General features: G+C 42.4%; 12 protein-coding genes and 1 pseudogene. 4 read left to right on the top strand and 9 right to left on the bottom strand.

Annotation, left to right across the window (positions count from 1 at the left end):
- Window positions 1-94: 94 nt before the first annotated feature.
- Entirely contained in the window at window positions 95-877 is a 783-nt protein-coding gene (locus tag QF028_RS31265) for a LamB/YcsF family protein (RefSeq protein ID WP_429471542.1), read from the bottom strand.
- Between the two features lie 271 nt (window positions 878-1,148).
- On the opposite strand from QF028_RS31265, the gene pxpB reads away from it, so the two are divergent.
- Together pxpB and QF028_RS31255 are read left to right on the top strand one after the other, a co-directional pair.
- A complete protein-coding gene (gene pxpB / locus QF028_RS31260) occupies window positions 1,149-1,883 on the top strand; it encodes a 5-oxoprolinase subunit PxpB (RefSeq protein WP_429471540.1) in 735 nt (244 codons plus the stop codon).
- A complete protein-coding gene (locus tag QF028_RS31255) occupies window positions 1,880-2,875 on the top strand; it encodes a biotin-dependent carboxyltransferase family protein (protein ID WP_429471538.1) in 996 nt (331 codons plus the stop codon). The genes pxpB and QF028_RS31255 overlap by 4 nt, the downstream gene beginning before the upstream one ends.
- 96 nt (window positions 2,876-2,971) lie before the next feature.
- Here the strand turns inward: QF028_RS31255 and QF028_RS31250 are convergent.
- From QF028_RS31250 to QF028_RS31225, 6 genes and pseudogenes are all read right to left on the bottom strand, one after another.
- Window positions 2,972-3,726, bottom strand: a pseudogene (locus QF028_RS31250) (IclR family transcriptional regulator).
- A gap of 112 nt (window positions 3,727-3,838) precedes the next feature.
- Window positions 3,839-4,846: a MupG family TIM beta-alpha barrel fold protein gene (locus tag QF028_RS31245; protein ID WP_429471536.1), complete on the bottom strand. Its 1,008-nt coding sequence runs from the start codon at window positions 4,844-4,846 to the stop codon at window positions 3,839-3,841.
- On the bottom strand, window positions 4,843-6,204 hold the full coding sequence (locus QF028_RS31240) for a PTS transporter subunit EIIC (protein WP_429471534.1): 1,362 nt from the start codon (window positions 6,202-6,204) through the stop codon (window positions 4,843-4,845). Before QF028_RS31240 ends, QF028_RS31245 begins: the two co-directional genes overlap by 4 nt.
- Window positions 6,205-6,312: 108 nt before the next feature.
- A complete protein-coding gene (locus QF028_RS31235; RefSeq protein ID WP_429471532.1) occupies window positions 6,313-7,167 on the bottom strand; it encodes a MurR/RpiR family transcriptional regulator in 855 nt (284 codons plus the stop codon).
- Between the two features lie 23 nt (window positions 7,168-7,190).
- Window positions 7,191-8,099, bottom strand: coding sequence for an N-acetylmuramic acid 6-phosphate etherase (gene murQ / locus QF028_RS31230; protein ID WP_429471530.1), 909 nt, complete (start codon window positions 8,097-8,099; stop codon window positions 7,191-7,193).
- 150 nt (window positions 8,100-8,249) lie between these two features.
- Window positions 8,250-9,113 (bottom strand): Cof-type HAD-IIB family hydrolase, encoded by an 864-nt coding sequence (locus QF028_RS31225; protein WP_429471528.1) that lies wholly within the window; start codon window positions 9,111-9,113, stop codon window positions 8,250-8,252.
- 190 nt (window positions 9,114-9,303) lie between these two features.
- Here QF028_RS31225 and glcD point away from each other — a divergent pair, with 190 nt between their 5' ends.
- On the top strand, window positions 9,304-10,716 hold the full coding sequence (gene glcD / locus QF028_RS31220) for a glycolate oxidase subunit GlcD (protein ID WP_429471526.1): 1,413 nt from the start codon (window positions 9,304-9,306) through the stop codon (window positions 10,714-10,716).
- On the top strand, window positions 10,713-12,035 hold the full coding sequence (locus tag QF028_RS31215) for a (Fe-S)-binding protein (RefSeq protein WP_429471524.1): 1,323 nt from the start codon (window positions 10,713-10,715) through the stop codon (window positions 12,033-12,035). The genes glcD and QF028_RS31215 overlap by 4 nt, the downstream gene beginning before the upstream one ends.
- A 104-nt stretch (window positions 12,036-12,139) precedes the next feature.
- Here the strand turns inward: QF028_RS31215 and QF028_RS31210 are convergent, their stop codons facing one another.
- Window positions 12,140-13,345: a helix-turn-helix domain-containing protein gene (locus tag QF028_RS31210; RefSeq protein ID WP_429471522.1), complete on the bottom strand. Its 1,206-nt coding sequence runs from the start codon at window positions 13,343-13,345 to the stop codon at window positions 12,140-12,142.
- An 80-nt stretch (window positions 13,346-13,425) separates the two neighbouring features.
- Window positions 13,426-14,982, bottom strand: a complete 1,557-nt coding sequence (hutH, locus tag QF028_RS31205; protein ID WP_429471520.1) for a histidine ammonia-lyase — start codon at window positions 14,980-14,982, stop codon at window positions 13,426-13,428.
- Window position 14,983 lies beyond the last annotated feature (1 nt).

Below are 14,983 nucleotides of genomic sequence, written 5' to 3'. Positions count from 1 at the left end.
AGTATGCAGACTCTGTTTATCGCAGGATCTTCTATAAGACTACGAAATGTTTAGCCTATTATCAATAGATACGTTTTATAGCACACTGAATGCTTCATCTTCCATAGTAAACCTCCAAGTTACTGATTGCATCTACCGTAATATTGTTCTTTTCTAATGTTTCGTTAATATATTTGGCAAAGGCTAGGGCGTGCGCACCATCACCGTGAATACAAATGGTATCTGCACGCAGCGAAACTTCTGTTTTTTGCTGGGATACTACTTTTCCTTCTGTCACCATTTTTACAATTTGCGCGACAGATTGTTCTTGATCTGTAATCAGTGCATCCATTTGTGAGCGAGAAGTCAAAGACCCGTCCGCTTGATACGTACGATCAGCAAATACCTCATGTGCCGTACGTAAACCGATTTTCTCTCCAGCTTTTGTCAATTCACTGCCGGCAAGGCCGAATAATATTAAGGACGGGGATACATCATAAACCGCTTGGGCAATGGCTTCGGCAAGTTTGCGATCCTTGGCAGCCATATTGTACAAAGCACCATGGGGTTTTACATGCTGCATTTTTTCATTGAACGTCGTTAGAAATCCTTGCAATGCCCCAATTTGGTACACGACCATGTCATATCCTTCTTGAGGTGTAATAGCCATTTCCCTTCGCCCGAATCCGTTTAAATCTGGCAAACCAGGATGTGCTCCAATTTTGACCCCATTGGCAACGGCCATCTTTACCGTTTCTCTCATTACACTTGGATCTCCGCTATGAAAACCGCAAGCAATATTTGCAGTTGTAACGTATTTCAAAATTCCTTCCTGTTCCCCAAGCTTGTACCGGCCAAAACTCTCCCCTAAATCACAATTCAAATCCACTTGAAACATGTTTCTCCCCTCCATCTTGATCACTCGTCCACCAAACAAAAGCGCTTTCATGATTATGTAGTTTCGAAATTCGGAACTCTAGTTTGAAACTTAAACCCATTCTAGCATAAATATTTTCAATTAAATATTGTTTGCGAAATTGCCAAAAAATTATAAATATCATAATATTCTATATTCCTAGTCTTGTTTTTAAATTTAAACTATAATGTTTGTAGTATCCGTTTAACAGAACTTGGTTACCGAAATTCGAAACTCCGAGGAGCTGTTTATAATGGCCCATCAGAAAAATAATGTTAACATAAGGTCTTTAGGGGACTCTGCTCTTGTAATTCAGTTAGGCGATGGAATGAGCCCCGCCATCCATGAAAAAGTGAAAAATCTATCCAACTTATTAGAAAAAAAGCGGTTTACAGGATTCATGGAATCTGTACCATCTTATAATAGCTTGACTATTTATTACAATCCTGTTGTCGTCTATTTGTCCAACCCAGATAAAGAAGCAACAAGTCCTTATAAAAAAGTAAGCACCTTCATTTTAGAGTTACTAGATCAATTAGAAACGAGTGAAAAACCCGAACAACGACTAATAACCATCCCAGTCTTGTACGGAGGAGAATTTGGTCCAGATTTAGAGTACGTAGCAATGTATCATGGACTTTCTGTTGATAAAGTAATTCAAATTCATTCGTCAGCTGATTACTTAGTCTATATGATTGGCTTTGCGCCTGGGTTTCCGTTCATGGGGGGAATGGACGAAAGAATTGCCACACCACGTAAGGATTCACCACGCCTAGCCATCGCGCCGGGATCTGTTGGAATTGCTGGTAAACAAACAGGCATCTACCCGCTGGAAACACCAGGAGGATGGCAAATTATCGGCCGCACCCCGCTTGATTTGTTTCTTCCCGAACTTTCACCGCCAACGATGTTACGGTCTGGAGATAGAATCCGCTATGTACCAATTTCTCATGAAGAGTATGCTTCCTATAGGGAGATGAAACAATGAGCATTAAAGTGCATCAGCCTGGATTATTGACAACAATCCAAGATTTGGGGAGATTCGGTTCACAAAAATTTGGGGTACTCGTAAGTGGAGCAATGGATCCTATTTCTCTTAGAATTGCAAATTTACTCGTCGGAAATAACGAAGGAGAAGGCGCACTTGAAATTACCCAGTTTGGGCCAACTCTCGAATTTGAAACGGATGAGTTAATTGCGATTACAGGCGGTGACCTGCAGCCTGCGATTGATGGAAATGTTGCACCGATGTGGCGGCCGATCCTGATTCGCAAGGGTTCTATTTTAAAATTTAAATCCGCCATTAATGGCTGCAGGGCGTACGTGGCCTTTGCTGGCGGAATCGATGTTCCCGAAGTGATGGGAAGTAAAAGCACTTATCTTCGTGCGGCGATTGGAGGGCTTCACGGCAGAGCATTACAAAAAGGGGATGTGTTTGAGAGCGGAACCTTCAATAGACTCAGTCGGGCATTCGTTCATCAGCTTGAACGAATGACTACTCATATTCCATGGTCAGTTAACTATATAGAATTTATTAGTTTCGATAAAACACAAACGATTAGGGTTATACGTGGGGCTGAGTTCGAGCGTTTCGATACGGCTAGTCGACAAACGTTTTTTTCAAACCGCTATACCTTAACCACTCAGGCGGATCGGATGGGCTATAGGTTGGAAGGAGAATCACTAAACTTATTAGAAAAGTTTGAGCTGCTATCAGAAGGAGTTACGTACGGGACCATTCAAGTACCTTCAAACGGAAAGCCGATTATTTTAATGGTAGATCGACAAACGACTGGAGGATATCCCAAAATCGGTCAAGTCATTTCCGTCGATCTGCCTTGTTTGGCCCAGATGCAGCCCAACGCTAACATGGAGTTCAAGGAAGTTTCACTTGAGCAAGCAGAAATAGAATTAATCATGCAAGAGCAGATGCTCCGTAAATTAGCGTTAGGCATTCGCTTTAAAGCACTTTATGAATGAGAGTACAGGTGCAGATGAAAATGTGGCTTCAAATCGTATGAACGGGGCGGTCTCTACATCAAACTGTGTGTTGATGCAGAGACCGCCCCGTTCTTTTCATTTCGTATAGCCTAATTGCATCGATATTTCCTCTGCAACTTTGTTCACTTTCTTCGCATATTTCTCAATGTTATCACCTTGATAATTCGCTTCAATGCCCGCTATACTAATGCCCGTTATCACTTCACCTAGGTGATTAAAAATGGGGGAGGCAATCGCAGATGTATGGTTTTCCAATTCAGAATGGCTGATGGTGTATCCATCGATTCTCGCCTGTTTTATCGTTTCATAAATTCTCTCTTTGTCAGTAATTGTCCCTTGTGCAAACGATTTGAGCTCAGTTGATTCGAGATATTCCTGCACTTCTAAATCAGGTAAAAAGGACAAGATCGCACGTGGACAGGCCCTGCATAAAGGGGACTTTTCCTTCCAATCGCAGTATACAGACGAACCTTTTGTTTTGTGTCAATTTTCTCGATATAGATGGCTTCGTTCCCTTCTCTAACAATCAAGTTAATGGCTTCCTTAATATTTTTATGTAATTCAACCATAAATGGGTAGGCAATCTGACGTAGGTCAATCCTCGCCAAAACCAGATGGCCAAATTTGAGAAACAAAAGTCCAAGTCTGTACTTCAAATCACTTCCTTTTTCCACAAACCCCATTTCCTCTAACGACGAGAGCATTCGATAGACTGAAGTTTTTGGAATTCCTGATAGATCAATAATTTCTTGAAATGATAATTCGGAATGCTCTATAAATAGATTTAATACATCCATCGAACGGACAACTGTTTTATTTTTGTTGTTCATTAATTGTAATCTCCTTCTCAAACACCATTCCACAGTATATATAAAAATAATCCTACACGATAAATTCAGACATTCAAACAGAAAAAAACCAAGGGATATCCCTTAGTTTTAATCAAACTCGAATTAGTTTTACGATATGACCCGGTTGCAGGAAGGAAAGCAAAGGTAAATCCGCCTCCACTACCCTTCCAACCACATTAACTCGCTCATCGGACGGTAGGTCATGAAGCGTGATTTGGACCTCTCCGCGATATCGTCCATAGTGGTCATTGTCTCTCGTAATCGTCCCCACCGGCCGTGCTACCGTATTCTCAGCGACGACCGAGCCTGAACTTCTCGTATCCATAAGCCTGAGAACGTCACGGGAAAAATCAGGGCGAAGCCGGAACTCCCCTTCTTGAAACCCTTCCACTCGGAGCGAAACCCGACCAAAACGGTCTAATTCCATTAATTTACTAAGAAGCTCCTCACTTACCTCGGGATCGCCGATATACACATCATCCACACCCGTCCGAAACAACTCCAGTGCCGCTAGATACGGATCGACTTCACGATGTGCTTCCAAGGTGGGCAGCCCTTCAAACAGAGGGCCGCGTTTCTCACCGTCTCCTGGAATATACGCACTTACTGGAATACCATACCGTCTAAAAAGTTCATTCTGTGATTCAAAGAACGATTCAGATAAGCCCGTTTCACGCCTTGGATAGAAATTATGCCAAGCCAGGAGCTGACTAGCCTCTAACCCGCCCTCAAGGAGAGCATGCACATCTTCCTCAAACAAAATACTGGCATTGAGAGCAAGTTTGAATTCCTTAGCTAGGTTCAAAATTGTTTCATGCGCAAAAAAGTCATCCAAACGCAAACCGATGACCCCTAAGGATTTTAACGCTGATAAGCATTCTAATCCTAAATGGGCAGGTGTTCGTGCCGATACATCCGCATAAACCTCTATTCCAGCTTCTTTTGCTGCTTGAAGCAACGATTTCGCTCGGCCCGCTAAATCGCCTGCCTCTTCAGGAATGTGAAGCGACGTAAACGCCCGCCTCACACCCATTTTTCCTGCGAGCGCAATCCGCTCTTCTGCTAAAGGGTCATTTAAATAGAAGGAAATACCAATCAATCAAACTCACCGGCCATATCATCGTTGAAGCCGAATAAATAGGTAAACAAGAACCCAGCAGCATAAGAAATTAACACACCAAGCAGGTAAAGCAGTACTTGCCCAGAAACCACTAGGAAGGCAAGCGGTAAACCAGAAACCCCTACAGCAATCGTTGCGACATGGAAGACAGCCTGGAACGCACCGCCGACACCCGCACCTAAGCAGGCCGTTAAGAATGGACGGCCTAATGGTAAGGTCACACCGAAAATAAGCGGTTCGCCAATTCCAAGAATTCCAGCAGGCAGACCCCCGCCAATCGCTCTTTTTAAGCGTTTTTTCTTCGTCTTAAAGTAAATCGCAAACGCAGCGCCGACTTGTGCTGCACCACCCATAGCCAAGATTGGCAGAAGCGGGTCATTTCCAAGCGTATTAATTAACTCCAAATGAATCGGTGTTAATCCTTGATGTAAACCAGTGACAACGAGCGGCAGGAAGGTTGCCCCAAGGACAAACCCAGCCACAACACCACCCACATCAAGCAGCGAAGTTAATCCTTTTGTAATCGCATCTGAAACGAAACCACCAAGCGGCATAAAAACAAGATAAGTTACAATACCAGTAAGCAATAAAGCAACCGTTGGCGTGATAAACAGGTCAAGCGATTGTGGAACAAAACGACGAACTCGTTTTTCAACAAGGGCAATAAAGATGGCGGCAAAGAGAACTCCAATTAAGCCGCCCCGCCCAGGAAGTAAAGCGGTATCAAACAATTTGATTCCTGCAACAGCTGGGTTAATGATTAAAATACCTGCAATCGCCCCAAGTGCGGGTGAACCACCGAATTCTTTCGCTGCATTGGTACCAACTAAAATACCAAGGTAACCAAATAAACCGCTTCCAATCACGGACAAGATGGTCGCAAGTTGAGAATCTGCTGCTAACCATCCTGCTTGGACGATTGCTTTGGTGATCCCTGTAATCAATCCGGAAGCGACAAGTGCTGGGATTAATGGAATGAAAATACTTGAGATTTTTCGTAAGAATAGCTTAAATGGTGTGGCATTCTTTTTGTTAATTTCAGCCTTTTTGCTGGCTGCCTTTTCTTTCAAATCGATCCCGCCAGCAGCATCTATCAATCTACCAAACTCTTCTGTCACCCTGTTTACTTTTCCAGGGCCTAAGATAATTTGAAGTGTTTCTTCCTCTACCACTCCCATGACTCCGTCTATTTTCTTAATGGCTGCTTGGTTGACAATCGAATCATCCTTCGGTGTCACACGAAGTCTTGTCATACAATGAGTATAATTTTCAATATTCGCTGGGCCGCCTAATTGTTCAAGAATCTTTTCTGCTAAAATTTTATTCTCTCCAGCCATGCTAATTCCCCTTCTCTCTGTTGTTTTTTCAAAAGTGAACTTCTTATTCCAAGTCAGTATTGCAGGACGATAAGAGATGGATGGTGTTCACATCACCTCCTGAAAGGACTATTTCCCTTCTTTAATAAACCGGATCGCTTCTCTTGTTTTATCAATGGAATGAATCGTATCCTCATATTGAACGGTTGCCATCGATAAAAACAAAATATCCATGATATATAACTGCGCAAGGCGTGATGAAGTGGCTGCACTTCGAAACGGAGCTTCACCTGAATATGCGGTAAACAACTTAATATCTGCCAAAGCAGAGACCGATGATTGCCCATATTTCGTTAAACTAATTGTTTTAACGCCGCGCTCTTTTGCGAGTGCCATAACTTTAATCACCTCAGGTGTCTCTCCTGAGTGGGAAATTCCAAACACCAGATCATCCTTATTGGCATTGGCAATCAATGTAGCAACAAGATGTGTATCCGAAAAGGCCGTTGCATTTTTATGAACTCTAAGGAGCTTTTGCTGGGCGTCCCTAGCGATGATGTTTGAAGCCCCAATTCCAAAAAAATGAACATTTTGAGCAGTCGACAAGGTTTGCACAGCACGTTCCAATTCATCGTAATTGATCATCTCTTCCGAGTCGCGGATGCTTTGGATGCTGTTACTCGTTGTCTTCTGAGCGATAGAGAAAAAAGATTCACCAGGCTCGATATCACGGTACCCTTGTTCAACTGGTTTCACAAGATCCCCAGCAATTCGTACTTTTAAATCTTGAAAGCCATTTAAGCCCAAGGACTTACACAGCCGAATCACAGCAGCACCACTTGTATTAGCCTGCAATCCGATGTCATGAACGGTACTGTTTAAAATCGCTTGAGGATTATCAAGAATAAATTCAGCAATTTTCCGCTCGGAAGCCGGAAGCTGTTCCAGCATATTTTGAATCATTTTTAATCCGCCTGCCGCCACACCAAAGACCACCTTTTTTTAAATTACTCTGCCACGTTTTGGATTGCTTTTTTTACATAGCCATTCGCTTCTGTTAATAATCGTTCGGCTTCTTGTTTATTTGTATTTGTTTTTATCATGACGATTGCTGTTTTAACTTGTAGATCTGATGCCTCTAATGTCTCCAAAGCCTGTTGATAGGATACCCCGGTAATTTTCCGGATGATGCCGATCGCTCGTTCCTTCAATTTTTGGTTGCTCACATGAACATCGACCATTAAATTTTCATAGGCTTTTCCTAAAAGAATCATTGAAGAAGTTGAAATCATGTTCAAAATCATTTTATGGGCGGTCCCTGATTTCAAGCGAGTCGAACCAGTTAGTACCTCTGGACCGACAATCACTTCGATGCTTTGGTCGGCTTCCTTACTAATCGCCGCATTTTTATTGCACGAAAGAGCAACCGTTTTCGCCCCAATGCTTCGTGCATAGCGAAGGGCACCAATGACATAAGGTGTCCGCCCACTGGCCGCAATTCCAATAACGGTATCATCTTTTGTCAGACCCAATTCCTTCAAATCGGCTACACCAAGATCAGGCTGATCCTCTGCTCCTTCGACTGCTTTCAAAAAGGCGCCTTCTCCCCCTGCCATAATCCCTTGGACCATTTCAGGGTCCGTGCTGAAGGTAGGCGGACATTCGACTGCATCTAGAACTCCTAATCTTCCGCTCGTGCCTGCACCTAAATAAATGAGACGCCCGCCGTTTTTAAAGGATTCAAACACAAATTGAACCGCTGCCTCCACATCTGGTAACACATCCTTGACCGCTAATGCGACCAGTTGATCTTGCTCATTCATGATTCGTAATATTTCGATTGGATTTGCTGTATCTATTTGCATTGACTGTTCATTTCGCGATTCTGTCGTTAATAATTCAAGATTTTCTGCCATTTTTTTGGATCCTCCTGTAAGTCTTTTCTGAGGTGAAAACGGTTACCCGTACATTTATTATATTACACGTGAAATAACATTTCAAGTTTTCCATCAAAATAATGAAATGTTATTTTAAAACACTATTGTACTGAAATGTTTATTTGGACATTATTCCAGCAAATAGCGGCGGATCGCCTTAGCAACACCAACTTCATTATTCGTACCAGTCACCTGATCCGCTAATTGTCTCACCTTTTCGGGCGCATTTCCCATCGCAATTCCAAGGCCGGCAACCGAGAGCATGAGGGCGTCATTGTAATTATCACCAATCGCAGCCGTTTGAGAGAGTGGAATCTTCAGCTGCTCGGTCAGTTTCATAAGGGCAGACGCCTTTGTCACACCAGTGGGGGTAATTTCTAAATTAACAAAGTTAAAACTGCTGCTAATTTCCATATCGACGCTCTGTTCCTTCAGACGTTTGGTAAAATCAGCCAGCTTGTTCCCATCATCAAAGACAGCAATTTTTGTAATGTTCGGCTCTTGTTCCTTTACGTATCGGTAAAAGTCATCAACCACTTTCACCTGACACTTTTCTCGAAAACTTTGACAATGTTGGCGTTCTCCCCCTGATTTTTCAAGGGTAGGGATGTTATTTTCGATCCAGTTCTCGTTCCATTTATTCACCTGTGGGACCAGGAGCGTATCCCCCTCGTAAAAGTGGGCATAGATGCCCTCTGACTCACATAATTCCCAAAAACTCAACAGCGGTTCGTATTGAAAAACTGATTGCTCGCTGACCTCTCCATTTTCATCGATTAGGATCGCCCCATTGTAAGCAATGATTGGTTCCCCCTCAAGTCCAATCGTACGGGCAATCCATTGGGTTGAAAGCGGGGAACGCCCGCTGCAAATTACGACTTTCCCCCCTCGTTGGCGGTATTCGTGGATTGCCTCAATCGTTTCCAAATCAATCTCTTTTTCATCGTTTAATAATGTACCGTCCAAGTCCGTCGCTAATAGTCGATATTTCACCTAACATTTCCCCTTTGTAATTTTATTTTATATTTAATATAATATTATTGAAATTTAATTTCAAATTTCAGTGGTGCCTGACACCACTTTTTTAGGACGAAAATTTATATAATATTCTGATTTTCAAACAAGAATCACCTATACTGTAAGAAATACTAAAATAGACAAAACAATGAAACGGGGAAAACAAATGCTCTCGAATACAGTAAAAGAAAAACTAATTTCCATTGTATCCAAGGAAAACTTCGATGATTCCCAAGTCGAACGCTTAGTTTACTCATATGATGCCACACCGAACTTCCAGTCGATGCCTGATGCGGTCATCAGCCCGAGGAATACAGCAGAAGTTTCACAAATCCTAAAGGTATGTAATGAGCATAAGGTTCCGATTGTTCCGCGCGGTTCCGGGACCAACCTTTGTGCTGGGACATGCCCAACCGAGGGCGGGATTGTCCTGCTTTTTAAGCATATGAACCAAATCCTTGAAATTGATGAGGAAAATTTAACTATCACCGTTCAACCTGGTGTCATTACCCTCGATCTGATTAATAAGGTCGAAGAAAAAGGGCTGTTCTATCCGCCTGATCCAAGCTCGATGAAGATTTCGACGATTGGCGGAAATATCAATGAGAACTCCGGTGGGTTGCGCGGGCTTAAATACGGGGTGACACGCGATTATGTCATCGCCCTTGAAGTCGTTCTGCCAAATGGCGACATCATCAGGACCGGTGGAAAGCTGGCAAAGGATGTTGCTGGTTATGATTTAACCCGGCTGTTTGTGGGATCTGAAGGCACGCTCGTTGTCATTACCGAGGCCACACTCAAATTGATTCCGATGCCGGAGACGAAACAAACGATGCTAGCCCTTTACCAAGACCTATCTGCTGCAGCAAACTCTGTTTCAAAAATCATTGCTAATAAAATAATTCCTACAACACTGGAGTTCCTTGACCAGCCAACCTTAAAGGTAGTCGAGGAATTTGCTCAAATCGGGCTGCCTACCGATGTGAAGGCCGTTCTTTTAATCGAACAGGACGGCCCGCCCGAAGTGGTCGAGCGTGATTTAATTAAAATGGCGGAAGTTTGTAAGCAAGAAAATGCGGTTTCGATTCAAGTCGCCGCTTCTGAGGCAGAAGCGGACGCACTTAGAACAGCACGACGGGCTGCACTTTCTGCGATTGCACGCTTAAAACCAACGACGATACTCGAGGATGCAACGGTTCCTAGATCAGAAATTGCAAATATGGTGCAGGCGATCAATGAGATAACTGAAAAATACCAGCTGACCATTTGTACGTTTGGCCACGCCGGAGATGGAAACCTCCATCCAACCTGTGCAACAGATGCAAGAAATCATGAAGAAATGGAACGGGTCGAAAAGGCCTTTGAGGAAATTTTCGAAAAAGCGATTGATTTGGGCGGAACGATTACCGGGGAACATGGAGTCGGCGCGATGAAAGCCCCCTACCTTGAATGGAAATTGAAAGAAGAAGGAATTGCAGCAATGAAATCTATTAAAAGCGCGTTTGACCCAAATAACATCATGAATCCTGGGAAGGTTTTTGCCAAAGACAGCAAGAAACGCGTGGTGATTACAAGATGACAACAGTGAAAGAAAAACAAACGATTCAAGAACAATTTAAAGCGCGGATGAACGAAGATGAACTGCTCAACTGTATGCGCTGCGGCTTTTGCCTGCCAACCTGTCCGACCTATATTGAATTAGGCTACAAAGAATCTCATTCTCCAAGAGGCCGGATCGCACTAATGAAGGCGGTTGTGGATGGGCTGATTGAGCCGGATGAGGATTTTGAGCGATCGCTTGAACTCTGTCTTGGCTGCCGCGCCTGTGAACCAGTCTGTCCTTCCGGCGTGAATTATGGCCATTTACTCGAAGAGGCCAGAGATATTATCCATCAAAACAAAAAGCACTCTCTGCCAGCGCGGGTTGTCAGAAAAACCGTTTTTCAAGAGCTGTTCCCGTACCAGAACCGCATGCGCGGGGTGGTCGGCTTAATCGGATTTTATCAGCGCTCCGGCATTCAAACGATTGCTCGAAAAATCGGCTTTTTAGGACTGTTACCAGACCAATTAGCCGCAATGGAAAAAGTATTGCCAAATGTGCCAACGATGAAAGAGATGAAAAATCGGCCATCCTATTTGCCAGCAATAGCTGAGAAGGTATACAGAGTTGCTTTTTTCAGCGGCTGTTTAATGGACACGATGTTCCTGAAGTCAAACGATGCCACCATGAAGCTGCTGCAAAAAGCCGGCTGTGAAGTGGTGATTCCGCAAAATCAAACGTGCTGCGGGGCGCTCCACGGTCATAGTGGAGAAAAAGATGCAGCAAAAGACTTAGCCAAACGGAATATTAGGGCCTTTGAAGATCTTAACGTTGATTTCATCATTACCAACGCAGGTGGATGCGGTGCCTTCTTAGTCGATTATGATCATTTACTGAAAGATGATCCTGTTTGGAAAGACCGCGCTAAGGACTTTAAGGAAAAGATAAAGGATATTTCCGAAATATTAGCAGCCGTCGATTTTCATAAAAAGATACCATTGAAACTTCCTGCGCAGGTGATCACCTACCAGGACTCTTGTCACCTAAGAAATGGCATGAAAACAGCCTCCGCACCAAGAAGACTCCTTCAAGCCATCCAAGGGGCAGAATATAAAGAAATGAAGGATGCCGATCGCTGCTGCGGTTCGGCCGGAATCTATAATATTGTCGAATCAAAGATGTCGATGGTAATGCTCGACGCAAAAATGATTGAGGCCAAAGCGACACACGCAACGACGATTGTCACCGCAAATCCCGGCTGCCTATTACAGATGCAGCTTGGCATTGAACGGGAAGGCTTGTCCTCTACAATGCGTGCGGTCCATATCGTGGACTTATTAGTTGAAGCGATGAAATAAGACTTGAATGTGATTTTCAAAAAGACGATCCGTTTTTTTAGTAGAATAATAAAAGAAAGCCTTTCATATACAAGATTCAAACCTTGTTATATGAAAGGCTTTCTTTATGGAGTTGCGGTCTGAACTCTTGCTAATCGATAATCTGAAGGACTAAACTGCATATACTTTTTAAACATGCGGCTAAAATAATTGGCATCATGGAAACCTATTTTGGCAGCAATCTCACTTATTGGTAAATCAGTCATATCTAAATACGACAAAGACATGTCAATTCTCATTCGATTTAAATAATCAATCAAACTAATCCCTACTTCTTTTTTAAACAAATGACTAAAATGATGCCGGCTTAAGCAGCAATATTGTGCTATTTCAATCAGCGAAATACTCTTCTGATGGTGTTCTTTAATATAACCGATAGCTTGTTGAATTACAGGACTTACTTCATTTAAATTCGTGTTTACTGATTGCTCGGTAAGCCAAACCGCATATTCACAAACCTGATTGACAAATTTATCGTAACGAATAATATGATACAAGTTTTGAATAAAATTAGTATTATTTGAATGGATGGTTATTGCATTTGCACCTGAATCTATCACCCGTTTAGACAATAATAAGACGATGGACACTACTTCTGTTTTGAAAATATCCTCATTAAAATGACTAGCCACAGCTAATTTTTCCAGGAGGCGTTTCAAATTTTGAATGGTCCCTTCTACATCCCCAATTTTAACAAGTGCCAGCAGCTCTGCCTTTTCTTCATTAAACGGATTGATTACTGGCTCCTCGTTATTTCGTTTCATTTCACAATGAAAGATTAATTGATTCCCTTGAAAAAAGCGGCCTGTCATGGATTTCCTTGCTTCTAAAAACGATTGGTAAAGCGCATATGGATCCTGATAATATCTACCAATCCCTATGGATACTGACAGGTCAATAGAATTAGTAGCAAGTTGGATTTCTTTTGCCATATGAACCATTTTTCTATTAAACTCATTTACTGAATCCTGTTCCTCCAATTCTAAAAGAAGAGCTAGAACTCCCTCTTCAATCCAATTCCAAAGAAAAGGAATACGTACGGTTTCCTCAATTTTTTCCACTAGCTGCTGGCCAACTTTTTTTCTCCACTCCAAAGAATTCCCGCTTGCGCTTGCTATATCTGGATAACGATCGATTGAAATAATCATAACTAAATGTGGATGAATAAAAATCCCGAATTTTTGTTGTAACTCTGTAAATGTCCCTTCATGAACAAGCGTTCCAGAGAGTAGAAGATGCGAAAAAGCAGCTCTGATTGGATCTTGCTTCATAATCATTCCCCTCGTTCATCCTGTCTTTCTAAGTTAAAGAAAAAGAAGAAGCTTCCTGTGGCTTCCTCCTTAAAGAATTATTATTCTATTTCTCCAATTAACTCTTCGACTAATGAGACGATTTCTCCTTCTTGAATATATTGGAAAATGATTTCAATATCAGGATGGAAAAATCTGTCCTCTTGTACAGTTGGAATTTTCTCTCGAATAAACTGATGAACTTTTCCAGTGACGATTGATGGATTCAATGTTTCATAGAAATCTAAAGCCTGCGTGGCAAGCATCAGTTCAATCGCTAAAATATATTGAAGTTTCTTTGATATTTGATAGGCTTTCTTAGCAGCAAAATAGGCAAAACTCACCACATCCTCTTGATTGGCACAAGTGGAGACATTATCGATGGTAGCTGGATGGGAAAGAACTCTAATTTCATTTAATAATCCTGCAGCCGTATACTGTGGAATCATATAGCCATTATTCAAACCGAGGTTAGCGACTAAGAAGTTTGGTAATTCACTTACATGATAATTCACTAATCGATCAATCCTGCGTTCCGTTATCTTGGCTAAGTTAGCCATCGCGATACACAAGGCATCTGCATCCATTCCTACGAGGGAGCTGTCGAAGTTTCCTCCCATCAGGGCAAGCCCATCTTCCCCTTCAGGCCAGATGATTGGGTTATCACTGGTGGACTGCATTTCATTCATCAGGTTTTCCAGCGTATTTTTTAATACCTTCTTTACCGCACCATGGACTTGTGGAATACAGCGTAGACTTAGAGCATCTTGTAATCGATAATCTTTGTACTGTTCAACAATTTCACTACCACTCAGAATTCTCACTAAATTTCGAGCTGTTTTCCCCTGTTCCTCGTGTTTTTTTACAGAATGGAGGCGAGGATCAAATGCTTTTATCGTTCCTTTTAACGACTCAAACGACATAGCCCCCGATATATCTGCTGTCTTCACAGCTTGAATTGCATTGTATAAGGCGAGCGTGGCGATTGCTGTAACCGAAGTCGTACCACTTATAAGTGCTAGTCCTTCTTTACAACCTAAGATAACCGGTTTTAGTCCTGCTTTCTCTAAAGCATCAAAACCTGAAAGGAGTTCACCGTTATACCAGGCTTTTCCTTCACCCATTAATACTAAAGCAATATGTGCTTCAGGAGCAAGGTAGGCCACTGAACCATCACCGGGTACAACCGGTAATATGTCATGATTTAATAATCCGGCCATAAGTTCTAAAACCTCTAAACTGACTCCTGAAAACCCATGCCCTAAATGGTTTAGGATCATTAGCTGAATCGCTCTAACCACTTCTTTTTCAAGTGGCTCTCCTACCGAAACAGCATGTGATCGAACAATATTTCGTTGTAGTATTTCAGCATCGCTCTTCGAAATCACTTCTGTTACATTACTGCCAAATCCGGTTGTCACTCCATAAATCGCACGCTCTTCTTGTAAAAACTTTTCGATTAATCCACGTGATGTTTTTACCCTGTTACAATACGTATCCGTAAAGGAAACTTTTGCAGAATATCTAGCAACAGCGATCACCTCATGAAGCGAAAGCTCATGATCTCCAAGAATAACCTCTTTAATATCTCTTGGCTGTAAGTATTCATTCTTGGTCATC

It is taken from the genome of Neobacillus sp. B4I6, assembly GCF_050434045.1.
Taxonomy (GTDB): domain Bacteria; phylum Bacillota; class Bacilli; order Bacillales; family Cytobacillaceae; genus Neobacillus.
This window is presented reverse-complemented; position numbering and strand designations above follow the sequence as displayed.

Bases quoted from the DNA above. Each gene is read 5' to 3' on its own strand.
- QF028_RS31265 (WP_429471542.1), bottom strand. From the start codon at position 877: ATGTTTCAAGTGGATTTGAATTGTGATTTAGGGGAGAGTTTTGGCCGG.
- pxpB (WP_429471540.1), top strand. From the start codon at position 1,149: ATGGCCCATCAGAAAAATAATGTTAACATAAGGTCTTTAGGGGACTCT.
- QF028_RS31255 (WP_429471538.1), top strand. From the start codon at position 1,880: ATGAGCATTAAAGTGCATCAGCCTGGATTATTGACAACAATCCAAGAT.
- QF028_RS31240 (WP_429471534.1), bottom strand. From the start codon at position 6,204: ATGGCTGGAGAGAATAAAATTTTAGCAGAAAAGATTCTTGAACAATTA.
- murQ (WP_429471530.1), bottom strand. From the start codon at position 8,099: ATGGCAGAAAATCTTGAATTATTAACGACAGAATCGCGAAATGAACAG.
- glcD (WP_429471526.1), top strand. From the start codon at position 9,304: ATGCTCTCGAATACAGTAAAAGAAAAACTAATTTCCATTGTATCCAAG.
- QF028_RS31215 (WP_429471524.1), top strand. From the start codon at position 10,713: ATGACAACAGTGAAAGAAAAACAAACGATTCAAGAACAATTTAAAGCG.
- QF028_RS31210 (WP_429471522.1), bottom strand. From the start codon at position 13,345: ATGAAGCAAGATCCAATCAGAGCTGCTTTTTCGCATCTTCTACTCTCT.
- hutH (WP_429471520.1), bottom strand. From the start codon at position 14,982: ATGACCAAGAATGAATACTTACAGCCAAGAGATATTAAAGAGGTTATT.